This window comes from Streptomyces sp. NPDC058646 (assembly GCF_042716875.1).
Taxonomy (GTDB): Bacteria; Actinomycetota; Actinomycetes; order Streptomycetales; family Streptomycetaceae; genus Streptomyces.
Genome location: NZ_JBHXRK010000024.1, coordinates 18,111 through 42,808, shown reverse-complemented (window position 1 = coordinate 42,808; position 24,698 = coordinate 18,111). Strand labels below are relative to the sequence as shown.

The window sequence follows — 24,698 nt, the reverse complement described above, 5'->3', positions numbered from 1 at the left end:
CACCGCCTTGGCGAGCGTGAAAGCATGCGACCATGCCCCTCCCACACCCCAATGGCCACTACGCGATCACCGCGATGTACTCCGTGGCCGATGACGCCTGGTACTTGGAACTGGAGCTTGCCGCCGAGCAACGCCAACTTGTGACCGCAGTCGTCCCCGACGAGGATCCTGCACGGGAACCGACGGTGTGTTTCGACCCTCGCGGGCGTCACCTGGAAGTCCCCTACGAGGTCATGCGCTCGTTCATGGACCAGGTCGACGAACAGATCCGTTCATCTCGCGCCTGGATGCAACTACGGCCCGAGCTCGTCGAGGCCATTCACCGACTGCGCCAGGAATACATGGGTTTCGTTGACGATGAAGACTTCCCTCAGGTCCTGGCTGAGATACGTGCCGCACTTCCGGAAGCGGATGTCCCCGCCGTTCTTTCGGCCGCCTTCGGGCTGAATCCAGACGGCACCACCGTGAACCATCCGCAAGCGCCTGCAGATGACCAAGCAAACAGGCCTTAGCCCCGTGACCTGGACAGATGTCAGCTTGTGCCCGCCGCGGCCGCTTCGGCGCGGGCCCGCGTGACGGCCAGGCGGTAGGAGTCGGTTCCGGTCTCGATGATGTTGCCGCCGAAGGTGAGGCGGTCCACGATGGCCGCGCAGAGCCGGGGATCGGTGAAGGTTTTCGTCCAGCCTCCAAAGGATTCGTTGGAAGCGATCGCCACAGAGCTCTTTTCCTCGCGCTCGGTCAGAACCTGGAAGAGGAGTTCGGCGCCGCGCCGGTCCAGTTCCATATAGCCGAGCTCGTCAATACAGAGAAGGTCGACGCGGCCGTAGCGGGCGATGGTCTTGGCGAGGAGTTTCTCGTCGGCGGCTTCGACGAGTTCGTTGACGAGTTTGGTCGCGAGGACGTACTTGACTCGTAGCCGTGCATCGCGGCTTCGGTGCCGAGTGCGATCAGCAGGTGTGATTTCCCGGTCCCGGAGTCGCCGATCAGGCAGAGCGGCCTCATGTGCCGGCTGGTCCACGCTCCCGCAGGTCGGGCTGGAGGAGTACCAGAAGTCGGCGCGGTTCCTGGCGGACGCCTGGCGGTGCACACGGGTCTCCGTGCTGCCGGACGGCCCCGGCAAGGTGGTGATCCGGGGCGTGCGCTCCGATCCGCTGACCACGCCGACCACCCACCGGCCCACCGGTCGCCCGCCTGCGGATCTGACGCGTTGGGAGCTGGGTGTGGACGAGTACGCCGCCCGGGTGTGCGTGTCCCTGGCCAACGTGCCCGGGGTGACCGTGGCCGGCACTCCAGATGCGGGCAAGACCTCGGGGGTCAACAAGTTCGTCTGCGACTTCGCACCCTCCCCGGCCGTGCAGATCGCGACTGCGGACGGGAAGGTGTCACGCGCTTCGGAGGGCGACTACGCCGACTTGGTCAAGCGGATGTTCGCGTTCTGTGGAGACGACCTGGACGAAGCGAACGCGCTGTTCAAGCGGCTGGTAGAGCTGCGCAAGCGGCGCTCGGCGACCATCCGTGACGTGCTGGGCGTGAAGAACATGTGGCACGTCGGCCCCTCTCCCGAGTGGCCGCTCACGGTCCTGATCATCGATGAGGCGCACACGTACTTCCGCCAATACAAGGGCAGCGACGCCACCACCAAACGGCTGGCCGCGCTGACGGCGGAGAACGCCCGCCTGGTGGAGGACCTGGTCAAGAAGGGCCGCAGCGTCGGCATCCTGGTGATCGTGATCAGCCAGAAGACCATCGGCGACGCCATCCCCACCTTCATCCGCGACGTATGCCCCATCGGGCTGTCCTTCGCGCAGAAAACCGTGGAATCAACGCCGCCCAGCTTGCAACGCGCATGGGCGTCGCTCTGCCGGTGGCCACAGCCGCGCTCGCTCAGCTCTGAGCCGTCCCGGCCGCCGGCCGGATCGCCCCACCTGAACCGCACGCCAACCAATGGGCCCGGTTCGTCATGCCCCGAGCAGCACCAACCGCCCCCTCACTGGTCGGCTGCTGCTCGGGGCCGCACCCCCGACAGAAGGGACACGCCCCGACATGGTCACCCTGGACCTGCGCCACGTGGCAAGCCCCGCCGTACGGGACCTCCTCCACCTCGTCAACGAGCCCGACTTCGACCGCGCACACCAGCAGATCGAACGCCTCGGCGGCTGCACCGAGCCCGTACGCCTGACCGGCCACACCACCACCGTCGACACCACGACCGGTGAGGTACTGCGCTCCTACACCACGTCCGACGAACCCACAGGCACCCTGCTCACCACGTGCGGCAACCGGCGCGCCTCCCGCTGCCCGGCCTGCTCCCGCATCTACGCCGCCGACACCTACCACCTCATCCGCGCCGGCCTGACCGGCGGCAAGACCGTCCCCGACACGGTCCGCACCCACCCCCGCGTCTTCGCCACCCTCACCGCCCCGTCCTTCGGCCCCGTCCACAACCGCCCCACCAACATCGACGGCGGCCCCCGCCCCTGCCGCTGCCGCAAGCTCCACGAACCCACGGACGCCCTGCTCGGTACCCCGCTGAATCCGGCGACCTACGACTACGTGGGCGCGGTCCTGTTCAACGCCCACGCCTCAGCACTGTGGGCCCGCTTCACGATCTACCTGCGCCGTGAGATCGCAGCCCGACTCGGCCTCACCCAGAAGGCCGCCCGCGCCGTCCTCCGGCTCTCCTTCGCCAAGGTCGCCGAGTACCAGAAGCGCGGCCTGGTCCACTTCCACGCCGTCATCCGGCTCGACGGCCCCAACGGCAGCATCCAGCCCCCACCGCCGTCCGCCACCGTCACCCTGCTCGCCGATGCCATCCGGGCTGCTGCCGCCCGCGTCCGTGTATCCGTCGTGTCCGATGCGATCGGGGAACGCGAACTCGCCTGGGGCGAACAGCTCGACGTACGCGAGATCGCCGCCTTCGGCACCGACGCCGAACTGACCGACCAGGCCGTCGCCGCCTACGTGGCCAAATACGCCACCAAGTCCGCCGACGCCTCCGGCACCCTCGACCGGGCCCTGTTCTGCCGCCCCTGCCAGGGACGCGGCGCCACCCTGCTGCCCCGCGGAACCCCGCTCCAGTGCGCCGCCTGCACCGGCACCGGACAGGTTCGGCCCCTGCCGCGGCTCGCGGTCGCCCGTCACGTGCGGCAGATGATCCGCAGCTGCTGGGAGCTGGGCAAGCTGCCGGAGTTCGCGGGCCTCAAGCTCTGGAAGTGGGCGCACATGCTCGGCTTCCGGGGCCACTTCTCGACCAAGTCCCGCTGCTACTCCGTCACCCTCGGCGCGCTGCGCGACGCCCGCCGCGCCTGGCGCACCGAACAGGCCCGCGCCCAAGCCGGCCTGCCTGAGTCCGACCCGACGACAACCCTCGTCGTCGGCCACTGGGCCTACCACGGCTCGGGCTACAGCCCCGGCGCCGGACTCCTCGCTGCTGCCGTCTGGCACCGCAGGGAACTGGAACGGCAGTTCGTAGCAGAAGGGAGTTGCTGATGACCTCGTACCAGCCCACCGTGCCCCACCAGGCGCCAAGCGCGCCCCAGGAACTGCTGACCGTGCCCCAGGTCATGGCCCGCCTCCAGATCGGCCGCTCCGCCGTCTACGACCTGCTCCGGACCCACCAGCTCGCCTCGATCACCCTCGGCCGCGCCCGCCGCATCCCCACCCACGCCCTCACCGACTTCATCCACGCCCGACTCGACCAGGAAGCCGCCTGATGACCACGCCCCGCGACGCCACTCCCTCCCGCCGCGTCCGCGCCAACGGCGACGGAACCGTCTACCAGCGCAAAGACGGACGCTGGGAAGCCGCCGGCTACGTCCTCGCTGCGGGCATCACCCGCAAGCGCATCCGTGTCTACGGCACCACCCGCACGGAAGCCCTGGCCAAGCTCACTGAGAAGATCGCCTCCAGCAACCGCGGCGTCCCCGTTCCGTCCGCGCAGGGCAGTGTCGGCACCTACCTGACGTACTGGCTGGAGGCAGTCGCCGTCCATCAGCTCCGCGAGAACACCCACACCCGCTACACCGCCTGCGTCAACCAGTACCTCATCCCCGGCTTGGGCAAGAAGAAGCTCGCCAAGCTCACCGCCAAGGACGTGCGCACCTGGCTCAACCAGCTCCGCACCACCTGCCGGTGCTGCGCCCGCAGCATCGATGCCGGCCGTCTTCAGCCCCGTTGCTGCGCCGCCGGAGCGTGCTGCTCCAAGCGGCTCTCCCCGCTGACGCTGGCGTACATCCACTCCGTGCTCAAGTCCGCCTTGGAGCACGCCGTCCGCGAGGAGGAGATCACGCGCAATGTCGCCCGCAACGTCCGTACGGGTACGCCGCGCCCCCGTCGGGTTCGAACCGCTCACGGCAGAGGAAGCGCGCCAGTTTCTCGCTGCTGTCCGCAATGATCGCCTGTTCGCGCTGTACGAACTCGCCCTCCGAACTGGACTCCGCAAGGGCGAACTCCTCGGCCTTCAGTGGGAAGACCTCGACCTCCAGACAGGCACTGCCAGCATCCGCCGCACCCTCCAGCGCACCCAGACCGGCGGGCTCACCGCCTTGCCCACCAAGACCCGCGCATCCGAACGACGCATTGCTCTCCCCAGCGAGTGCATCCACTTGTTCAAGGAACACCGTGAGGTACAGGAAGGAGAACGAGAGGCAGCAGCGGAGAACTGGCGGGACAACAGCCTCGTCTTCAGTACGCCGGCAGGAGGGCCGATCGATCCCGCGAACCTCAATCGCAGCTTCCACGCCCTCCTCGATCGGGCAGGGCTCCGCCGGATTCGCTTCCACGACCTCCGGCACTCCACCGCCACCCTCCTCCTGGAGCAGGGCGTCGAACTCGTCGTGATCAAGGAACTCCTGGGCCACGCCCACATCGGCGTCACCGCCACGGTCTACGCCCACGTCCGGCTCCGCCTCCAGCGCAACGCCATCGACCTCCTCGGCCGCACTCTCTACGACTCTGCCGAGACCGCCAACCAACCCGACGCCAGCGACAACCCGACGCATCGCGCACCCCACGTCCACTGACGTTGCCGTCAAATACTGCCGTCAAACAGCCCAGCAGCCCCCCGCCGTGAATTCGGCGGGGGGCTGCTGGTGGCCCTGCTGAACGCGTTGACGCGCTGGTGAACTATCTCCCTACGCGAAGTCCCTCACGTGCCAGGAATTCAAGGAAGCCGATGGCCGCAAATTGCACTTGGCCATCCTCGTGGTCCCAGAAATCAACCTGGTTTGCGCAGCGGCCTTCGATGACCGAGAAGCCCCACCAGTCACCTGTACCGACCGGGGCCACAGCGACAAAGTCGTCATGCTTGAACTCGGATACGTTCACCCTTCTCAGGTCATCCTCTTGATCATCGGAAGCAATGACTGGCAGAAGGTCGAGAAAGAGGAACATTCCTCCTCCGTGGCGCTTCATGAACTCCCTGTATTCGTCAGGGAGCTGCACCCCGAGAGCTTCTTCTACCTCCAGCAGTTCGACTTCGGAAGTCGCTCGCGACTCAAAGACGTCAAAGCCTTCTGGACTGCTCAGACCAGCGCGTTTCGCGCGGGCCGCAGACAGATGGGCTTCAAACTCTTGAAACTCCACGATCTCACCTAACCGATCATCCGGGCCAGTTGTCGAACCAGTGTTCTGGGCTGTACGTACCCCAGCCCTGCTCCTGCGACCTATACCACCAGTGGAGCTGGGTGTCTTCCTTCCGCATTTCCTTCGTGACGCCTTGGTTGTGCGGATTCCGATGTAGGTCCGTTCCGACCCCGCGGTGGACATTTTGATCTAGTTCATGGATCGGAGCCCCGGGCATCTGATCTGCATGGTGAATCTCAATTCGGTCACCAAGCTGATTTGGGCGAAGCCCAAGCGAGCCGCGAATGATGTCGGAACGAGTCCAGGCTCCCGAATTTCGAATTGGAGCATCCGCCGGACCCGCACCTGTTCCAGCAGCGCAATTGCATTGCACCCCGGGCGGGGTGGTGCCGCAATTGTGAACGAGGACCGGCGTGGCCCCTGCCAGCACATAGTACGTGTGGACGTCGGCAACCGTGAGGTTGTGGACGGTTTCGCTCTCGGCCGTCCAGCGCCTGATCGACGTGACCTGGACATGGGTGCCAGCGCTGGTCTGGAGCCACTGCCCTGGCTTGAGATCGGTGGCATCCACCCACTCGGCGAGGTCGGCTACCCAGAAGGGGTGCTTGTCAGTGGCGGTGATGAGTTCGGCGGCGGTGCCCGCATCACCGTCTGCGTCGACAGCCACCTCCACGAGGTGCTTGACGCCTTCGCCGAGAATTGACGCCGTTACTTCCTTTTCGCCGGTTTCCCCTGTTTCAGGGTCGGTGGCCGTTACCTTGTGCCCCGGCTCGAGGTCCTCGATCGGCACGGCCGAGCCGTCGGCCATGAGAACGAGGGTTCCTGCAGCGAAGCTGTTTCCGGGGACGGGGCATGTACCACCCGTGGGCCGCATCTTGGCGATGGCGGCGCCTGCCGCCTTGCCGATGGCTTTTCCTGCCGCGGCAATGACTGGGGCTGCGGCTGCGCCCAGAACGCCGGCTGCGGCGCCGACGACGGCTCCTCCTGCAGCGGCCTTCAAGAAGCCCGTGACGCTGTGGTCAGCGTCAGGATTCATGGCGTTGGCGACCGCTGCGCCTGCCGCTCCTGCTATCGCCCCGCAGCCGGCCGCCAGTGCGAACCCGACACCGCCGGTGGCGACGCCTGCCGCACCCGCAGCTGCAACACAGCCGACTCCGACGACTATCTCGGTGCCGATCGAGACGATCGCCACCTTGTGTTCGCTCACCCAGTCCTTGGTGGCCTTGACCTGCTTGTTCCAGTTGCACTTGGTGAAGAAGCCGCAGTCCTTCTTGCCCCCGCTGCCGCCCGCCTTGCCTCCGCTTTTACCGCTGCCCTGGCCCTGGCCCTTGGCCTTTTCGCCGCCGCCTCCGTTGCCCTTCACAGGCTGCTCGGGGTTGGCAGCGGCCCACAGCTCGCCGTAATGGCCGTACCGCTTGGCGGCTTCGACGACGTCCTGGGGGGCGGCCTGCAAGCCGCCGTCACTGTCGCCTTCGTAGTACTTGAGGCCGGTCGGGTCGGAGTTGCTGATCGGGTTGCCGTTGGAGTACGTGTACCCGTTCATCTGGAGCGGGTCGGTGATGTCGATGACGGGGTCGACGGAGATGAACCGGCCGGTGGCGGGCTCGTACTCGCGGGCGCCGATGTGGGTCAGGCCCGTGTTGGTGTCGTCGATGCCGGTGCCGAGGAAGGTGCGGCTGCCGGGCCAGTTGCCGGGCTGGGTGCCGCGGGGGTTTCCGTACGGGTCGGACTTGCGGCGGGTGACCGCCTGGCCGGCTGCCAGCTCGACCGTCGTGGTCGCGGTGTTGTGGTGGTCGGTGAGCAGGACGGCCAGGACGTGGTCGGTGGCCTTGCCGTTGGTGCGGCGGACGGTGGTGCCGCTGGGGCCGCTGTAGTAGCGGACGGCATCGAGGGCCTGGCCGGCCTTGTTGACCGTGATCTCGGCTTCGCCGAGGTACAAGGTGCGGGAGCTGCCGGTTTCCTCGATGAGACGGGCGCCGGAGGCGTCGTAGACGTAGGTGGTGGTGTTGTCGAAGCTCCACTGCTGGTTGGGGCCGGCGGCGCAGGTGTAGAGGATCAGGGCCGTGCCGTCGGCTTCGCTGGCGCCCGGTACGTCGAGGCAGGCGTTGGCGGCCGGGTTGTAGAGGGTCTTCTCGCCCGCCCGGTGGGTGAACTTCTGCTGTGCGCTGCCGTCGCAGGCAGCGATGCGGGCCTCTCCGTTCTGGTTGGTGAGGCACTTGCCGAGGGCCTGGACGGTGTCGCCGGTCAGGCGCCACTGCTGGGCCTTGGTCTCGTTGCACGTGTACAGCTGAACCTTGGTGCCGTCGGCGGAGTTTCCGCTCTGGACGTCCAGGCACTTGCCGGAGGCGCCCTTGATGGAGACGGCGCCGATGCCGGGGCTGTCGGCGGAGGTGAGCTTGTTGCGGCGGTCCCAGTTCAGGATCTGGGTGTCGCCGTCGATCCGCCGGCTCGTGGTGTTGCCGGAGGCGTCGTAGGTGTAGGTGGAGATCGAGTTGATCGTGGAGCCGGGGTTGCGGGTGGTCTTCTCGGTCTTGGACAGGGCGTGCGGCTTGGTGGTGACGGGCGGCTGGGTGCCGTTCCCGCCGATGGTCACGCCGTAGCTGTAAGTGGTTTCGTCGTCCAGGGCCCCGTTGGTGAGGTCGTGGTTGATCAGCTTGGTGCGGTTGCCGAGGGCGTCGAACTGGTAGTCCAGCCAGAAGCCGTCGCCGTCCGGACCCGGTGTGACGTCGGCCAGGCTCGGGCCGCTGCAGGCCGCGGTCTTTCCGGTCCAGGCCTTGGTGAGCTGGCCCATCGGGTCGTACGCGTAGCACTGACGGTCGGTGCGGCCGCCGGGCTGGTTGTCGGTGACCGAGGTGATGTTGCCCGCGATGTCGTAGGTGTACGAGACGTCACTGATGCGGTTGGAGTTGGCGGTCTCGCGGTCGTTGACGGACTGGGAGACGCGGCCGGTGTTCGGGTTGTAGAGGTTTGTGGTCCACACCCGGTTGGGTGCGCTGCCCGACGAGGTGCGCAGGACCTCACCGAAGGGGCTGTAGACGGTGTCGGCGGTGTACCAGGACAGGCCCGACAGTGTCTGGGGCATGCCGTCGCCGTTGTAGCGGGTGATCAGTTTCTCAGCCGCGAGGCCGCCCGGGGTGGCGGGGACCGTCGTCGACTGGACCTTGCCGGTGGGGGTGTAGGTGGTGCTGTAGGCGTAGGTGCCGGCCAGGCCCTTGGTGGCGGGCACGTCCGGGATGGTGATCTTCGAGCCGGTGGGCCGGTATTCGCTGTCGTAGCCGGTGACCTCGCTGCTGTACGCCGCCCCGCCCTCGTGCCGGACGGAGGCTACGGGCTTGCCCTTGGCGCCGGGCAGGGAGTCGAAGGTCCAGGACGCGACCAGTGGTCCGTCGGCGGCGTTGTCGCGCAGCTCGGTCGTCCGGCCGAGGGGGTCGTAGGTGGTGTGCTGGGTGCGGCCGCTGGAGTCCTTCGCCCAGACCTGCTGGTCGAGGTTGTCGAAGCCGAAGGACGACTGTCCCGTGTCGGGGTCGCTGGAGGAGGTCTTGCGGCCACGGGCGTCGTAGCCGTACGTCCACTTGTTGCCGGCCGTGTCGGTGACCGACGTCAGCTTGTTGCGGACGTCGTACCCGTACGTGGTCCTGTTCCAGGTGGTCAGGTCGGTCGAGGTGGCGTGTTCGATGGCCGAGGTGCGGCCGAGTGCGTCGGTCCAGGTCTTCGAGGCGCGGCTGCCCTTGAGGGGGGTGGTGCCGTCGACGGACATGGGGGAACGCGTGAGGGTGAAGTCGCCGCCGTACTGGGCGGTGCTGGAGTACTGCGGGACGTCTGCGTAGAGGGTGGTGCTGCGGATGCCGCGGCCGAGACCGTCGTAAGCGGTCTTGGTCGAGTTCGGGATCTGGAAGACGCTCTCCGGGACGAAGATCTTCTTGGAGGGTGAGCCTTCCGCGTAGTACCCGTTGTTGGTCTGACGGACGGTGCCGTTCGCGCTGTAGAGGGTGTCGGTGATCAGACGGCCGCCGCCGAGGGCCTCTCCTTGGCTCTGGCGCGGGCGCAGCAGGCCGTCGTAGATGGTGAGGGTCTGGGTGTAGGTGCCGTCGTCCTGCAGGGTGCCGCTGGTGACGACCGGGGCCTCGTGCTCGGAAATCTGGTAGCTGAAGGTGAAGGCGGCCTTGTCCGTGCCGGGCTTCTGCGAGGGCGTCCACACGGCGGTGGACCGGCCCAGGTTGTCGTAGACCGTGGTGACCTTGCGGCCGTTGGCGTCGGTGTCTTCGAGCGGGGCGCCGCGGCCGGGATCGCTCCTGGTCGTGGTGGTGTGGCCGAGCGCGTTGGTGCCGGTCACGGCGAAGGCCGGGCCGGTGGCGGGGCTGTAGGCGGTGGAGGCGGCGTTGCCGGCCGGGTCGAGCACCTTGACCGGGCGGCCGAGTACGTCGTACTCGGTCCGTGCGGTCGTGATCCAGCCGGTGCCGGCCGCATCGTTCGTGTCGACCTGTCGGACGAGGCCCTTGGTGGGGGCAGCGCCGAATGCGTTGAGTGCGTCGTACGAGGTGCGGGAGTCGGAGATCAGCGCCCCCGTGGCGGCCTGGGAACAGTCTCCGGCGGTCGTGCGGACGCGCTGCGGCAGGCCGATGAGGTGCGGTCCGGTGTTGTGGACGTAGGTCGTGGTGGCGCAGATCTGGTCGCTCGTCTGCCAGCCGCCGGTGCCGTTGGGGCTCACGGCCTCGGTCTGGACCTTGTCGGTCAGGCCGTACGTGGTCTCGTAGGTGGTGCGCGTGCGGAACGTGCGCGTGGCTCCGCCGCTGATCGACTCGATGGTGTCCGTGCGCGAGATTCCGGAGCGGTAGGCCTCCAGCGGCGTGGTGCCGTCCCTCGGCCTGGAGGCCGTCTTCTGCAGCCATGGCCAGTTCAGCACCCGGCTGGAGACGGGGCCGCCGGCCTTCGTGTAGGTGATCGTTTCCGCTGCTCGTCCCTGCAGCTGCAGGAGGTCTTCGCCGAGGTCTTCGGTGCCGGTCGAGTCCTTGATCGTGATCTTGGGGCGGCCGGCGTCACCGGACATGCCGCGGAAGTAGTGCGTACGGCTCTGGGACTCCTCGGTGGCGTCGGGCTTGCCCGCGTTCGCGGTGACACCCTTCTTCACCACGACGGAGGCGTAGCCGCGCCACTGGCTGTACGTGCGCAGTTCGGGCTTGGAGAACTCGTCGCTGTCCTTGGCCCAGGCGGCGTTGCCCTCGTAGGTGTAGCTGGTGGTGACGTCGGGCTGGCGGGCGACGCGGTCCTTCTCGAGGACCTTGTCGACGACGTACTTGTTGAACCACTCCAGCGGGGGCTTCTCCAGCTCGCCGTCCGGTGACCAGTGCACCGGGTAGCAGCGGGTGGTGTTCTCTTCCGGCTTGGGATGCGCGCCGCCCACCGGGCAGGGTGCGGAGTAGTCGACGTAGATCTCGCCGCCGGTTTCGGTGCGGATCGTCTCCACGCGCAGGCGGTCGAAGTCCGGGGTCGCGTCGTTGGGGCCGGTCGCGACCCGGTTGGGCATGTCCTGGACGTTGGCGAGGAAGGAGACCGGCGGGAGGGAAGTGGATTCCTGGTTGCCCGCGCCGTCCTTGGTCGTGCCGTATCCGGTGCGGGTGATGGACTCCAGCCACAGCGGCGGGTGGGTGTCGGTGCGCTGCTTGGGGAACGACTGGTTCAGGCTCCAGCGGTCGACGAGCGAGAGCGAGGTCGAACCGGGTGTGCGCTGGCCGTAGGTGGTGACGGCGGTCAGGCGCTTGCGGGTCCAGAACGTCGGCGAGGCGGTGTAGCAGTCCTTCGCGTCCTGCTTGCAGTGGAGGGTGGACGGGGTGTCCCACCAGGGCTGCTTGTCGCCGTAGTTCTTGGAGTCGAACTCGGCGTCGGAGCAGTCCGTCGCCCCTTCCTTGATGCAGCGTTCGGCGACGGTGAACTCGACCTTGCCCGCGGGGGCGCCGGAGAGGTTGTCGCTGCGCAGGCCGTAGGTGATCTGCGTCGGGTAGCCGGCCCGGGCGTAGGTGACCGGCTCCTTGAACTTGCCGTTCTTGGCGTAGCGGTTGGTCTCCTTGGCCCAGTCGATGATCATGGCGTTGCCGTGGACGTCCTCGACGTAGTCGAGGTTCCAGCGCCAGCCCTGGTCGCAGGACGAAGCTGCGTAGGAGGTCTGGTAGCAGGGTTCGCCCGGGTGGTTGCCGAAGACCGGCGTGGTGAGGACCGACTGGGTGACGGGGCGGCTGCCGGCGCCGTCGACGTCGTGGCGGCCGAAGAAGTAGCGGGTGCCCTCACGGGTGGTGACGACCCAGTACTCGCCGTCCTTCGCGCCGTTGGCGATGCTCGCGTCGGTCTTGCGCTCGATGCGGGAGCCGTCGTCGGAGGCGGGGATCCACTGGCCGGTGGCCGCGTCGTGGACGAGTTCCGTGGTGGAGCCGCCGAGCGACATCACCACGTTGTCGGCCGCCCAGCAGAAGTCGCTCTTCTTCTTGTCGGTCGCGTTGTCGTTGTTCGGCTTGGCGGGGGTCGGCTTCAGGTCGTCGCTGCAGGATCGGTAGCGCCGTTCGATGAAGCCCGGTTCGTAGTCCCAGCCGTCACCGACCCAGGACGCCTGGCCGTTGGCCACGGAGGTCTTGCCGTCGACCGCCTGGGACGAATAGGAGAACGCGATCTTGGGTGCGGGACCGGCCGGCGGCGTAGGCACGGTCAGCGGATAGGTCCAGGAGAACCCGCCGCCGCTGCCGCCCGCCGTCCAGGAACCGGTGGGGGAGAGGGAGGTGGCCTTGTACGTGCCGCCCGCGCCCGAGGCTCCGTCGGAGGCGGCCAGGACCATCGGGCCGCCGCCGCCGAAGGCCATGGTGCGCAGGCCCTGTCCCGGCGAGGTGGCCGGGTCGACGGTGGCGCGGACCGTGCCCGTGGACGGGTCGTTGGTGCTCGGGACGTCCTTGGAGACCGAGCACTCGGGCAGGTCGGGGGTGGTCAGGAAGCACTCGGGGAGCTGCTTGAGTTCCAGGCGGGTGGCCCACTCGGTGCCGTACAGGTCCTTGAACTTCTTGTAGTCCAGCTGCACGTCGACCGGCGTGGAGCCCTCGGCCGGCGGGGTGACCTTGATGATCGCGCCGTCGACGTTGGCCGCCTCGGTGGCGGTACGGGCTTCCACCGCGACGGACCAGGTGCCCGAGGGGGCGGGGGGCGTCGGGTTGGTTTCGGTGGGCGAGGCCTTGCCGATGCTGACGGGCAGGGATCCGGCCTGGACGAGCTGGTCGCCGCTGAGGGCGACATCGGCCGTGCCGGCGGCCGGTGGTGTCACCTTCGACGGCTCGTATCCGGCGGGCGGGAGGACCGGGGTGCCGGCCCAGCCTTCGAGCTTGGCCGCCTCCACCTTGTCGAGCTTGGCCTTGATGTCCTGTTGGAGGCCGGGCAGCTGGACGCCGTTGCGGTCGCCCGGTGGCGCCGCCCAGGCCTGCATGGGCAAGAGTGTTGCGACCAGCACCACGGACAGCGTGATGCCGGTTTGCCCGGCAAGGCGCGCGCGTCTCGCACGTGCCTTTCTGTTTCCGGGCAGGCGGAAATTGTTCGCCGACAACGGCGACATGTGGACCCCCCACGCTCTGCCCCACGGCGATGGCACGTGGACGGCAGGAAACTGACAAATAGCCAGCTGATTCTGCGGCCAGGCGGGTCAGAAAATCTAGGTTCCAAAATGCAGTGTGGGCTTTATCACTTTACCGCCTGTATACCCTGGGGCAACCCACGCAAATCGCCGTCAACTGCCCTGCGTTAAACCCATTGCAAGAGGTGACGATGTCGGTGGGATGGTTCATGCTCGGCTCGCGACGCCTTTGCGTGAAAGACGGGCAGAGAGCGACCGCCACACGTTCTTAGGCCAATGGCCGAAATGATTGGTGAGTGCCGAGGGCTGCGGAAGTGCGCGCCCGAGGGGGGAGAAGAAAAACCATGGCTGTCAGTGAATCCGTGGACGATCGTCCGCCAACAAGGGCTGCGGAGGGGGCCGTTGCAGCCCCGCCCGCACGCCGGTGGTTCAGGCGCCGCCGCGTCATGGGGGGACTGGCGGCTCTGCTCGCGGTGGCCGTCGCGGTCCCGACGGTGTACCTGTCCGAGGGGGAGAAGCCCAAGTCTTTCCCCGGCGGAGAGTCGGGTGCACCGCTCGCAGCGCCGGAAGCCCGGCGTCAGGCGGCGGATACGGGCAAGGAGGTCGAGGTCACGGCGGAGCGCAGCGCGAACACGACGACCTGGGCGCAGCCTGACGGATTGTTCAGGAAGCAGGTCTTCAACGCGGCCGTCCGGGCTGACGTGGGCGGCGTGTGGAAGCCGATCGACACCGACCTGGAGCGGGTCGAGGGCGGTTACGCGGCCAAGGCGGTCAACGGCCGGGTGGTCTTCAGTGCAGGGTCCGCGGCCCCGGCCGGCAGCAGGGAGCGCGCCTCGCGCGCGGTGACGCGGGTGGCGCTGAAGCAGGACCCGCCCGGCGAGGTGTGGACCGAGCTGGTCCGCCTGAACACCGGCGGACACGACGTGGCGGTCAGCTGGCCCGGGGCACTGCCGGAGCCGGTCATCGACGGTCCGCGCGCCCTGTACGAGAACGTCCGGCCCGGCGTCGACCTGGTGATGACGGCCCAGGACGGCGGCTACTCGCACCTCCTCGTCGTCAAGGACCGGCAGGCTGCGGCCGACCCGCTGCTCCAGCGGCTGACGTACCGCCTCGCCTCCCCCGACCTGTCCTTCCACCTGGACGGAGTATCGGGTGCCGTCAGCGCCCGGAACGACAAGGGCGAGGAAGTCGCGGGTTCGCCCTCCCCGCTGATGTGGGACTCCTCCGGAAAGGTCGCCACCACCGACGACGCGCCGGCCTGGAATCCGTCCGACGTCGCGCAGGCACACCCGACGCTCGGCCTTGCGGGCCTGGCGGGCGCAGAAGGCGCACGTCTGAAAGTCGCCCAAGCGTCCCTGACCGAAAACACGCTGTCCCTCGTTCCGGATTCCTCCTTGCTCAACGCGCCGGAAACCGCGTACCCGGTATTCATCGACCCTTCCTTCAAGGGGCACAAGCAGTCCTGGTCGCTGCTCTACAAGAAGTACGGGAACACCAGCTTCTACAACGGGCAGAACTACAACGCCGGCGGCACACCCGAAGCGCGCGTGGGATACGAGTCCGACTCGTACGGAACCGCCCGCTCCATCTTCAATTTCGACTTCGGCGGCGAACTCCACGGATCAGGAATCCACTCCGCCAAACTCCGGGCCTTGCAGACCTATTCCTGGTCATGTGACCGGAAACCGATGAACATCTACCAGACGTCGTACGTCACGTCGTCGAGCACGTGGAACAACACGACGTCGTACTGGCACAAGATCGTCGCCAGCGAGGAATCGGGATACGGCTACAAGAGCACGTGCCCGGACAACTGGATCGCACCCGACATCACGGGGATCGTCCGGGAGGCGGCCGACAGCGGCTGGCGAGCGCTGTCGCAGGGCTTCGTGGCCCCGAACGAGTCGGACTCGTACTACTGGAAGAAGTTCCTGGCGAACGGCGAGAACGCGCCGTACCTCGAAATCGTCTACAACAACCCGCCCGACATCCCGCTCGCCCAGAACATGAACACCACACCTGGCGGCCCCTGCCTGACCAGCGGAAACGGCACCGGCATCGGTAAGACGGACATCACCTTCCAGGTCAGGGGCTTCGACCGCGACGGCAACCTCCGGCAGATCCAGATCGAGGTCTGGGACGCCGAGAGCGGCCAGGTAATCCACAACGAGTGGCTGTGGCCCAACAGCGACGGCGTGATCACCAAGGACATCCCCTGGGACCGCTTCACCTCCGGCAGGAAGTACTACTGGCTCTCCCGCGCCAACGACTGGGACAACTGGGCGACGGCCAGCGGCCCGCTCGACTCCGGAGGCGGCGGCTGGTGCACCTTCACCGTCGACCACACCGCCCCCTCCAGCCCCGCCGTCAGCTCCGCTGCCTTCCCGCCGCCCGGCCCCGACGCCACCGAGTGGAGCGTCGACCCGGCCGGCACGCCGGGCCAGTGGATCGAGGTCCGGAGCAACGGCACCAAGGCCGAGGACATCCGCGAGTACCAGTGGAGCCTGAACCGGACCAGCTTCGACCAGAAGGCCGTCCCCTGGGAAGCGGACCTGGCCTCCATCAAGACCCAGGTCGACACCGCAGGACCCAACGTCCTGTACGTCCGTACCGTCAGCAAGTTCGGTAACGTCTCCCCGCCGAGCGAGTACCTCTTCTACGTCAGGCCCGCACCCGGCCAGGACAAGCCAGGCGACGTCACCGGAGACGGCCACCCCGACCTGCTGGCCATCGACGCGGCCGGGAACCTGCGCACCTACGGCGGTGACCAGGCCGGCGACACCGACGCCCACCTCCCCGGCGCCGTCGAGAACGGCAAGCCCGTCGCCCCCGGCTACTGGAAGGACCCCGCCACCGGCAAGGCGGCCCTCATCGGCCACTCCACCGACTGGTTCCCCGGCGACGGCCTCACCGACCTGATCGCGCGCATGCCCGACGGGAAGCTGTACGTCTACCCAGGCACCGGCACCGGCCAGTTCGACGTCGGCCGGCGCATCGAGATCCTGCTGCCCGCAGGCGCACCCGCCCCCGCGACCCTGCGCCAGATCGTCGTCGGCGAGGACGTGGACGGCGACGGCTTCCCCGACCTGTTCGCCCTCGACGCGGACGGCTTCTGGGCCTTCACCGGCTACAGCGGAGCCAGCTTCGCCTCCGCCACCAAGCTGGCCGCGGGCTGGGCCCCGCGCGACATCGTCGGAGTACGGGACGTCTCCGGGGACAAGGTCCCCGACCTGCTCTTCCGCGACGACGCCGACCACAACCGCGGCCTCGCCCTGCGCAAGGGCAAGCCCGGGCCGAACGGCGGGGCCGACCTGAAGTCCCTGCGCTCCGCGGCCGACGCCGCCGGGGGCCAGGACCACACCTACGCCACCACCTACTGGAGCCGCGCCGAACTGCCCATGGTCCTCGGCACCCCCGACACCAACGGCGACGGCGTCCCCGACATCTGGACCGTCGGCCCCCACGGAACCCAGTACCTGTTCACCGGCGCACGCGACTGGATGCCCGGCATGCCGTCAGGGTCGGACAACGACGGCTGGACGGACTTCCTCACCATCGGATAAGCCCACCCACACCACACCACCAACCGGCAGGCCGGACCAGGGCACACGCCCCGGCCCGGCCTGCCGCTCCGTCGTGAGCACGCCCCAGGCAGGGCGGGAGCGGTGTCTCCGATACCGCGCCGAATTTGATCAGTGGCCTGGCCATCGGCACGGCTACAGTTCGGGGCGGATCAACTCGATCAATGCGCAGCCGGGGGGCTTCCCACATGTTCAGACGCCACGTCTCTATCCTGATGGCGGCGGCCGGCTGCCTGCTTCTTCCTGCCTGCGCCGGCAGTCCGGATCCGGTGTCCGATCCGGCACAGGCAGAGACGCAGGCACCCGTCACCCCCTCGGCGTCGCCGACCGCTCCGGCGCCTTCCCCTTCCCCCTCCGTTCCGTTGCCGGCGCCAGGACCGGTCGGCGAGATACCGGACACCGCGCGACTGCGGGAGCTGATCCTGCAGCCCGGCGAGGCCGCCGGGGTCCCGAGCCCTGCGGTAGGGCTCCGGGACATGCACCCGTCCGAGATGGGACTCACGCACCAGCCGGACCCGTTGACACCCCCGTGTCGCACCATGTGGGCCGTGCTCAATCAGCGGGGCGCCAAGGCTGCCATCACGCAGACCTTCCGCCCCGGCGACCCGGGGAACCCAAAGGTGACTTTCCTCGCGTCCCATTCCGGAACTGGTGCCGCGACGGCATTCGCGGAGCTGCGGTCGGCTGTCGCCGCCTGCCCCGCAACCGGCTCCGGTACCCGCAACGGAACCGTGCAGTACGAGGACCTCGACGGACCGGGATATCCCGAAGACACCATCCGCATCCGGATGACCATCACTGAAGAAGGGTCCGACGAGCCCGCTGACATCAGCGAGCGCATCGTGGCACGGGTCGGTGTGTGCATCGTCGACATGACGGGCATGGGGCCCGAGCCGTACCCGCGCCTCGCCGATGAGCCCCTTCTCCGGCAGATCAAGCGACTTCAGTCCGCCCAGGGATTGTGAAGGACGCGCTGTCACCACTCGCCCTGAAGTCGCTCCGGCACCCTTCGCTGCTGACATCGGGCAGCCGGGGAGGGCTCCGGGGTGCCGAGATCAGCCCATGACCCCAACTCGGCGCAAGACGTACCGTTCCAACTGGACGGAGGCAGCGCGGTCCACGCGTGCGACCTGCGCGCCAATGGAAACGGGGGCGGAAGACGTGGACGAAGCAGCAAAGGCAGACACCTCTGGGACGCCCGAAAGCGGCTCGAAGCGGCGTACGGCCATCCTCCTGCCGCTGGCCCTCGCGCTGCTCTTGGGCGCGCTGTCGGGGCTGGTGCTCCTTCCCCAGGCCCACCACCTCCGCTCGCTGCAAGACGGCGTTCGGGCTCCCGCGACCCTGCACACGAGCGGTACGTGCGTGCTGGGCAAATGCAAGGTCACGTTCGAGGCCGACGGCCGAACCATCGTGGCGGATCTGCCGGCAGGAAGCGGCAACGGCAAGAACCCTGCCGGCACGCAACTCACCGTCCGATACCGCGCGGACGATCCACAAGCAGTCGCCGATGAGAACGACGTGGACGGCGGCGGGGCAGCGGTGATGGCAGCCATGTCGGGCGGCGCTGCTCTGATCTTCCTCGCGCTGTCCGTCCTGAAAACAGTCACCCTGGCCCGGCGCCAACGCGCAGACGCCACGAGGTGGACGATCGCGTAATTCCCCAGCCGGACGCTCACGATCTTCCCAGGGGGAACTCGGAGAAAGCATCGCGGTCGCCGCCTCAACATGGCGGTCAAGCATCGGGCTTGCCCCTGCCTCATGGCTTAGCTGGACGTGCTGGTAGAACCCCGTCATGACGTACCGATTCACCGCCCGCGCCGCCAGAACCGAGATCGACCCTGATGGCTACTTCACCGAAGCCGCCCTTGCCGAGGGTGAGGACGGAAGCGGCTTCATCTTGGTGTTCATGGCGGGAGAGGAGGAGCCTGATGACCAAGAGGTCGCCCTGGGGATGGACACGCACTGCCTGGTCACAGCCAAGCAAGGGACCGCATATGGCTGTGTGCGAGAAGCTGTCCTGACGGGCAACGTCCTCCGTGTCTCACTCGACCCTGGAGCGCTGGAAGACCTACGGTTGACTGACAGGGAGATCGAGGCCGTCATCGAGGCGCCGGCCGAAGACGTCATCCTGTTCCGCGAGGTCCTGTCCCAGGTGCTCGGCTACGGACGTGCGGGCGCTGTGCCCACCCGTGTAGGCATCTGACCAGTCTGCAGGGCGTCGTGCACTGGCGCTACCGAGCGGGCTCGACAGGGTGCGGAATTACATGCGGTTGCAGCGTCGTCCGTGGGGAATCGCGTGACCATCGACAGTCCGTGCAGCCGTCGGAGAACCGGGCCTGCAGGTACGTGGAGATGCGTTGGGAGCGAGCCGTCGCGGACGGCCTTCCCGCCGACGTCTCCCACGCCTTCGGCATTTTCGACAGGACACTGTGCGGAATCCAGGAAGCCGGCATGTCGCCGTCCGACTACTGGTGGCTGCCGGAGCGGGAGAACGCCTGCGGTGCTTGCCGGGAAGCGGCGGGTGTCATTGATGACCGCTGGCCGCAGGCGATGAGGGGCGAAAATGCGCGGGTCAGCGTGGCCCGGCGACCGAAGGTCACCGGGCACGCTGATCGGTGAGGATCAGGCGAAGTCGTTGCCCGCGGTGCTCACGGAGTTCCCCGCAGGGAGGTGATCTCGGGAACTCTGCTGGCGATGGTGGGACAGTCCGCTTCCGGGGTGGCCAGCAGGTCGACGATGGTGACGGCCTGATCGCAGTACGGGCAGTTCCGGACGGCTCCGCGCCCGCCGGCGCCGACATGGCGGCCGTCCAGACCGGCGGGCGGGGCAACGTCACGCAGGGACGCCGAGTGGCGGGTGCTCGAGCACGCGGGGCTTGTACTCGACCAGCTGGATGCGGCCATCGAAGGTGCGGTGCTCGATCATCTCGAGGGCAACGTCCGGATAGCCGTCGTAGATGCGTTCTTCGCCCGTGGCCCCGGTGATCACCGGGAACATCACGACCCGGAAGCGGTCGACGAGTCCTGCTTGTAGCAGGGACCGGCACAGGCTGAGGCTGCCGATCGTGCTGAGGAGCCCCGAGCCACTCGACTTCATGGCGCGGACCGTCTCGACGGCGTCGTCGCGGACGAGCGTGGAGTTGGCCCACGTCAGTGGCTCCTCGAGTGAGGAGGAGAACACCACTTTGGACGCTTGCGTGAGCTCATCGACGGACGCTTCTTCTTCGGGCCGGAATTCGTCTTGGCCGTTCGGGACCTCGCCTGCGGCGAAGCCCGACATCAGGCGATAGGTGTTCGCCCCCATCAGGTAGGTGACCCCGGGCTGCTCCCCGAGCCATGCGAGGTACTCCGGGCCCTCCAGGCCCCAGAACCCGGGCCAGCCCTCTCCCGATGCGTAGCCGTCGAGGGAGGTGATGAAGTCGACGAGAAGCTCCGACATGGCGGTGTCCTTTCCTAGGGTCTTACGAGCTTGGACCGGCCGGGGACCACAAACTCATCGGCCGCGCTGTGGGCAACGAAAACCCCATGACGCCGCAGCCGATCAGGTCGGCGGAGCGGCACTGCTTCGGAGGGCCGCAGGCCCACATGATTGCCCTATGCACGCAGTCGGGTAACGATCTCCATGCGATGGAGAACGACGGTTTGCGTTGCGACAAAGCCCCAGCTCAGCGCACCCGAGAACGGCCCACCACGCTCTACTGGGTGATCGGTTCGGCTCCGCCGCCCGACATCGGCAGCGGGTACGTCATCCACTCACCTGCGACGGCGGCGGAGCACTTCCGTGAGTGCTGCCCCGCTCCGATCGACGGCGAACCGATCACGCTGGTCTTCGCCAGCGACGGCGGGGGCCATCTGTCCGCGATCGGAGCCGGCGGACAAGTCTGGAAGTCGACGGCCTCCTGGTTGGACGACGTCGAGGTCACCGCGTCCCGCTTGCAGGAGTTCAATCTCAAAGAACGCCCTCGCGACGACACCCATTCAGGGCGGGCAGATTTCGGTCGCGGCATGGCGGGCGATCGGAGTGCGTTGGACGTACGTTCGGTCGTCTCGCCCGGGCCTGGCCCGTCAGCGTCGGACGTCGTCACCGCCTCGCGGCAGCAGCCGGGCCAGGACAGCAGCTGGCCGACGCGGGTTCCAGGTGCTGCTGGCCGCTGTCACTCGTCGCCAGCGGCGTACAAACGCTGGTCGAGGTCGCTCGCCCAGCGCTGCGCCCAGGCGCGGAGCCCGGCCGTTTCGTCCTCGGTGAGGCCGTAGGCGGCGAATTCTTCGTCGTCGGCCCAGTCCGCTCCGACCAAGCGGTCGCGGAGGTCCTCGAGGCGGAACTCGCCGCGGCCGTGCCGCTCGCCGAGCCGCTCCAGTTCGCCCGTATCACGGTGCCCGGAGGCGGCATGGACGTCGATGAGGTCGCGGACGGCGCCGCGGTCGGCCAGCGCGCGGACCTTCGTGCCGATGACGGAGTCGAAGGCCAGGACCGGGCCGTACTCGGTCTGGGCCGGCGGTGTCCAGAAGTGCTCCTTGAGGACGTCGACCTCGCAGTCCTCGCCGGTGTCCGGGTCCGTGACCATGAGACGGGCGGAGAGCGTGTCCACGTCGATCACGCGTACGTGCCAGCCGCGCTCGTTCAGCCCGAGCTCGAGGCTGGCGACGATCTCCGGCATGGGGGCCGGGTTCTCGGTGGCGACGTCGAGGTCCTGGCTGAGGCGGTCGACCAGGCCGTGGGCCTGGACGGCGTACCCGCCGGTAATGACGAGGGGGTAGGGGGTGCCGATGTCGATGACGGCGCTCAGGAGCCGACGGTGCAGGTCGCTGAGGTTCACGCGGCGGCTGATCCCGCGGCGGTGAGCTCGGGGAAGGCGTCTTCCCAGGCCTGCCGCAGGTGCCGGGGGACCAGCGTGCGCAGGGTGGGCCACTGGGCGAGGAGCAGGTCGTGGTTGAGGAGGTTCACGAGGTCCTCGTGCTGGCCCTCGGCCAGGACGGTGCGGTACATGCCCATCCGCAGGCGCGGGCGGTCCAGGTCGTAGGAGCGCAGGCCGGACCAGGCGACGTGCAGGGGGAGGTGGACCACGCCGTGGGCGGGGCCCGCGAGCTTCTCGAGCGAGGCGGGCAGCCGGTTCGCGTACCTGGCGTGCAGTACCTCAGCCGCGGAGGGCTCGGGGCCTGTGGAGGAGAGCGTGACCATGGACCTGATTATCCCGTGTCCCGTCCGTCTCGGGTAGCGCAGATGCGACACACCACCGGGCGGCTACGCCTGCCGACCGGCCGCACCAGGAGCTCCGGGGCGGTCGGCCGTACGTGATCGGGAGCGGACTGTCGAACCTCTTGCGTGGGCCGATGGCCGGCGGCCTCCAAGAGCGCCGATCACTGCAGCAGGCCAAGACCGCGCAGGAACAGCATCGGAGGAAGAAGCTCCCCAAGAAGCACCGGGCAGCCCTGACGCGGCTGGACGCCAGCATCCAGGGCCTGCGTGTCACCCTCCGGCACAGGAGTTGGAGCTGGCCCAGTCACTGCGCGCTCTTATTTGGGAGCGTGTGAAGCAGCTGCCACCGGAGCTGACGGGACCGCAGCGAAAAATCCTCTTCGACTGCAAGCTCCAGATTCAGGCGCTGACAATCGCTCGCCGCATCACTTAGGCCCTTGGAGCGGATCCGACCGGTCAGTAGCGACTGCGTGGGAGCCGCTGCCGATCGCGAGCCCGGCTCGGCAGCGCCCCGCAGGCACGCGCGGCTCCGTTCTCCCGATTGCGCCTGTTGGGGCTAACGGGACCAACCGAGTCAGACCTGTGGAGCCCCTCCATCATCCTCGTGGCGGCTTCGTGGCCAGCGCCGCCGTCTTCGCCGTCGGCGGCTTCCTCGCCGCCCTCGGCGCCGCAGGCCTGACCGTCATGGGGCTGCTGCCACCTCTTGGCGAAGACCGCGACGGGGGGCGCTCCGGGCGTCCCCCGTCTCTCCGGTCACAGGGGGCGGTGCGCTCTGCTGCTCAAATAGTGCACGGCGGGGAACCACGTGCCCGGACACAGAAGCCCGCCAACGTGCGGGGCTTTCGCACGTCACAGATCAGCCACAGCCCACCCACACCGGTCCCAGCGCCGACACCATGACGCAATGCGCACACACCACGCCATCACCCTCCTCGCCGCCGCCGGCCTCCTCGCCCTCACCGGCTGCTCCGAGGCCGTCACCAGCGAGCCCAAGCCCGACGACAAGGTCGCCGCCTCGCCGTCCGCATCGCAGTCGAGCATCGCCCCCGAGGCGCTCAGCTCCGCAGCCGCAGCCGCCGGCATCCCGCCCAGTCCCGCCCCCGAGCAGCGCGCCATCTACCTCGCCGCGCTCAACAAGATCGACCCCGAGATTGTCAACGGCAAGGACGACAAAGCCGTCAGCCGCGGGCTGAGTCAGTGCCAGTCCATGAAGGACGAGAAAGACCCGACCAAGCGTGTCGAGTCCACAAACCGGCGCTTCATCAGCCCCAACCATCCGGACGGCTTCGGCCCCACCAAGGCCGCCTTATCCTCGCCGCCGTACAGACCAACCTCTGCCCCACGTACTGACGGGGCAACGGACCATCACGGTGCGAGTGGGTACGGGTACGGCCGCCCGGGACGAGGGCCCCGGGCGACACCCCGCAGACGAGGAGGCGGCAGGGCCAAACGGACCGACTCACCACCTACGCCCACCGCAAGCAGCGCGCCCGCCTTCCCCGGCCCCTCGCCGGATGCACGTCGGGCGCTACCGGGTCCTGTACGAGATCACCGATCCGAAGCGGGGGGCCTCAGCCCGTCTTCCGCTTCCGCCGGATAACGATCTCCTGCATGCACGTCTTCCGCGGTGCGCCCAGGTCGATCTTGCTGAAGTCGATGGTCTTCAGCACAGCCTCCAGGCTGAAGGCCTTGGGCTCCGGCGATTGCGGGGCGGCGACGGCAGGCTCGGGCGGACGGGGTACCCGGATCAGGCCGAAGCTCCGCAGCGCGTTACAGGAGGCCTCGTATGCGCAGACGCCTGGCCCGATACGAGACCGACTGAGCCGTTGGGTATCCACATCCCGAGATGCCAAGACCTCACTCACCGACCCGCGAAAGCCTCCTGGACCTGACGGTGGCTGACCTCGTCCCGCGACCAGATGCGCACACGACGACTCGGATTCTCGCGGTCCCAGCTCTCGCTGTCGAAGACCGCAACTGACTCAGACAGCCGCCATCGCGAGCTTTCCCACGAGGCTTCCGGTACATGGACGAGTCCGTCGAGAACCTCGGCGGCCGAGGCGGCCGCGGAACCGCCGGCAGGCCAGGGCCGCCAAACGGAGACGGCATCGGTGAGGGCATGGGACTCGATCAGGTGAGTGATCGAGGGGGCGACGGGGAGGTACGGACTGCTGCCGTTCACGTCGGTGCCGACACTTCCATCTGTATGGATCAGGTCCCGGCACGGCTTCGACACGCGCTCTCCGATCCACTCGAAATACCAGCCGCCTCGCGCGGGATCCTGCCAGGCCCGTGTTCTCATGCCGAAATGGTCGTATTCCCAGCTGTAGGCCGTCTCGTATCGCTCCCCGTCCAGGGTCCAGCTGTGCCGCACCTGGTAGCGCAGGCCACCGAACCTCTGCTCGAAGCCCTCGCATCGGATGATGAGTTCCATGGGCGCCGGGACGAGATGGCCAGCGCGGTCGTGCACCCGCCACATCTCTATCGGGACTTCGAACCTGACTGGACTCTCACGTCGGCCTGTACGACGGAGGAGATCCTGAGCACGCTCCGACAGCTCGGAGGGATTGTCCAGGATATGCATCCTGTACTTCATTTCCGGAGGCAACAAATTTCAGCAAGATCGGCACCCTATCGCGGAGCTCAATGCATGGGCCAGAGGGCCGCCCCAACAACCGCGTACGCAGCGTCAGCGGTATGCCGCTGACGCTGTGACCTGTCTAAAAGCCTCTTCGGAC

14 protein-coding genes and 3 pseudogenes are annotated in these 24,698 nt (G+C 67.9%); 10 read left to right on the top strand and 7 right to left on the bottom strand.

From position 1 onward, the window contains the following. The first annotated feature begins 32 nt into the window (after positions 1–32). Positions 33–512, top strand: coding sequence for a hypothetical protein (locus ACFWUZ_RS26455; protein WP_384377765.1), 480 nt, complete (start codon positions 33–35; stop codon positions 510–512). 20 nt (positions 513–532) lie between these two features. On the opposite strand, the pseudogene ACFWUZ_RS26450 reads toward ACFWUZ_RS26455, so the two are convergent. Beyond that, a pseudogene (locus ACFWUZ_RS26450) lies at positions 533–1,002 on the bottom strand (ATP-binding protein); the annotation flags it as partial. A 14-nt stretch (positions 1,003–1,016) separates the two neighbouring features. Here ACFWUZ_RS26450 and ACFWUZ_RS26445 point away from each other — a divergent pair. The 4 genes and pseudogenes from ACFWUZ_RS26445 to ACFWUZ_RS26430 all read left to right on the top strand — a co-directional run. Further along, positions 1,017–1,838, top strand: a pseudogene (locus ACFWUZ_RS26445) (cell division protein FtsK); the annotation flags it as partial. Between the two features lie 205 nt (positions 1,839–2,043). Continuing rightward, positions 2,044–3,489 (top strand): replication initiator, encoded by a 1,446-nt coding sequence (locus ACFWUZ_RS26440; protein ID WP_384377762.1) that lies wholly within the window; start codon positions 2,044–2,046, stop codon positions 3,487–3,489. Continuing rightward, positions 3,489–3,713, top strand: a complete 225-nt coding sequence (locus tag ACFWUZ_RS26435) for a helix-turn-helix domain-containing protein (protein ID WP_384377759.1) — start codon at positions 3,489–3,491, stop codon at positions 3,711–3,713. The genes ACFWUZ_RS26440 and ACFWUZ_RS26435 overlap by 1 nt, the downstream gene beginning before the upstream one ends. Continuing rightward, positions 3,713–5,021 (top strand): annotated as a pseudogene (locus tag ACFWUZ_RS26430) (tyrosine-type recombinase/integrase). The gene ACFWUZ_RS26435 and the pseudogene ACFWUZ_RS26430 overlap by 1 nt, the downstream one beginning before the upstream one ends. Positions 5,022–5,124: 103 nt before the next feature. Here ACFWUZ_RS26430 and ACFWUZ_RS26425 read toward each other — a convergent pair. Next, positions 5,125–5,583 (bottom strand): SMI1/KNR4 family protein, encoded by a 459-nt coding sequence (locus ACFWUZ_RS26425; protein ID WP_384377756.1) that lies wholly within the window; start codon positions 5,581–5,583, stop codon positions 5,125–5,127. A gap of 16 nt (positions 5,584–5,599) precedes the next feature. Beyond that, a complete protein-coding gene (locus ACFWUZ_RS26420; RefSeq protein WP_384377753.1) occupies positions 5,600–13,039 on the bottom strand; it encodes a ricin-type beta-trefoil lectin domain protein in 7,440 nt (2,479 codons plus the stop codon). A 590-nt stretch (positions 13,040–13,629) separates the two neighbouring features. Here ACFWUZ_RS26420 and ACFWUZ_RS26415 point away from each other — a divergent pair. From ACFWUZ_RS26415 to ACFWUZ_RS26395, 5 genes are all read left to right on the top strand, one after another. After that, entirely contained in the window at positions 13,630–16,746 is a 3,117-nt protein-coding gene (locus ACFWUZ_RS26415) for a DNRLRE domain-containing protein (protein WP_384377750.1), read from the top strand. A 566-nt stretch (positions 16,747–17,312) separates the two neighbouring features. After that, a complete protein-coding gene (locus ACFWUZ_RS26410) occupies positions 17,313–17,729 on the top strand; it encodes a hypothetical protein (RefSeq protein WP_384377747.1) in 417 nt (138 codons plus the stop codon). 196 nt (positions 17,730–17,925) lie between these two features. Further along, positions 17,926–18,420, top strand: coding sequence for a DUF3592 domain-containing protein (locus ACFWUZ_RS26405; RefSeq protein ID WP_384377744.1), 495 nt, complete (start codon positions 17,926–17,928; stop codon positions 18,418–18,420). 136 nt (positions 18,421–18,556) lie between these two features. Continuing rightward, entirely contained in the window at positions 18,557–18,967 is a 411-nt protein-coding gene (locus ACFWUZ_RS26400; RefSeq protein WP_384377741.1) for an Imm10 family immunity protein, read from the top strand. A 149-nt stretch (positions 18,968–19,116) separates the two neighbouring features. Beyond that, complete coding sequence (locus ACFWUZ_RS26395) at positions 19,117–19,383, top strand: hypothetical protein (protein ID WP_384377738.1); 267 nt, start codon at positions 19,117–19,119, stop codon at positions 19,381–19,383. 213 nt (positions 19,384–19,596) lie between these two features. On the opposite strand, the gene ACFWUZ_RS26390 is transcribed toward ACFWUZ_RS26395, so the two are convergent. The 4 genes from ACFWUZ_RS26390 to ACFWUZ_RS26375 all read right to left on the bottom strand — a co-directional run bounded on the left by ACFWUZ_RS26390 (position 19,597) and on the right by ACFWUZ_RS26375 (position 24,394). Then, positions 19,597–20,202 (bottom strand): dihydrofolate reductase family protein, encoded by a 606-nt coding sequence (locus ACFWUZ_RS26390; RefSeq protein WP_384377735.1) that lies wholly within the window; start codon positions 20,200–20,202, stop codon positions 19,597–19,599. A gap of 715 nt (positions 20,203–20,917) precedes the next feature. Further along, on the bottom strand, positions 20,918–21,580 hold the full coding sequence (locus tag ACFWUZ_RS26385; protein WP_384377732.1) for a nucleotidyl transferase AbiEii/AbiGii toxin family protein: 663 nt from the start codon (positions 21,578–21,580) through the stop codon (positions 20,918–20,920). Then, positions 21,577–21,942 carry a hypothetical protein gene (locus tag ACFWUZ_RS26380; protein ID WP_384377729.1) on the bottom strand — a complete coding sequence of 122 codons (366 nt, stop codon included), beginning with the start codon at positions 21,940–21,942 and terminating at the stop codon, positions 21,577–21,579. The genes ACFWUZ_RS26385 and ACFWUZ_RS26380 overlap by 4 nt, the downstream gene beginning before the upstream one ends. 1,879 nt (positions 21,943–23,821) lie before the next feature. Then, entirely contained in the window at positions 23,822–24,394 is a 573-nt protein-coding gene (locus ACFWUZ_RS26375; protein WP_384377726.1) for a hypothetical protein, read from the bottom strand. Positions 24,395–24,698 lie beyond the last annotated feature (304 nt).

What these genes read in the sequence shown, in the direction of transcription:
- ACFWUZ_RS26420 (WP_384377753.1), bottom strand. Translation starts at nt 13,039, where the DNA reads ATGCAGGCCTGGGCGGCGCCACCGGGCGACCGCAACGGCGTCCAGCTG.
- ACFWUZ_RS26415 (WP_384377750.1), top strand. Translation starts at nt 13,630, where the DNA reads ATGGGGGGACTGGCGGCTCTGCTCGCGGTGGCCGTCGCGGTCCCGACG.
- ACFWUZ_RS26455 (WP_384377765.1), top strand. Translation starts at nt 33, where the DNA reads ATGCCCCTCCCACACCCCAATGGCCACTACGCGATCACCGCGATGTAC.
- ACFWUZ_RS26440 (WP_384377762.1), top strand. Translation starts at nt 2,044, where the DNA reads ATGGTCACCCTGGACCTGCGCCACGTGGCAAGCCCCGCCGTACGGGAC.
- ACFWUZ_RS26435 (WP_384377759.1), top strand. Translation starts at nt 3,489, where the DNA reads ATGACCTCGTACCAGCCCACCGTGCCCCACCAGGCGCCAAGCGCGCCC.
- ACFWUZ_RS26375 (WP_384377726.1), bottom strand. Translation starts at nt 24,394, where the DNA reads ATGGAACTCATCATCCGATGCGAGGGCTTCGAGCAGAGGTTCGGTGGC.
- ACFWUZ_RS26380 (WP_384377729.1), bottom strand. Translation starts at nt 21,942, where the DNA reads ATGGTCACGCTCTCCTCCACAGGCCCCGAGCCCTCCGCGGCTGAGGTA.
- ACFWUZ_RS26395 (WP_384377738.1), top strand. Translation starts at nt 19,117, where the DNA reads ATGCGTTGGGAGCGAGCCGTCGCGGACGGCCTTCCCGCCGACGTCTCC.
- ACFWUZ_RS26390 (WP_384377735.1), bottom strand. Translation starts at nt 20,202, where the DNA reads ATGTCGGAGCTTCTCGTCGACTTCATCACCTCCCTCGACGGCTACGCA.
- ACFWUZ_RS26400 (WP_384377741.1), top strand. Translation starts at nt 18,557, where the DNA reads ATGACGTACCGATTCACCGCCCGCGCCGCCAGAACCGAGATCGACCCT.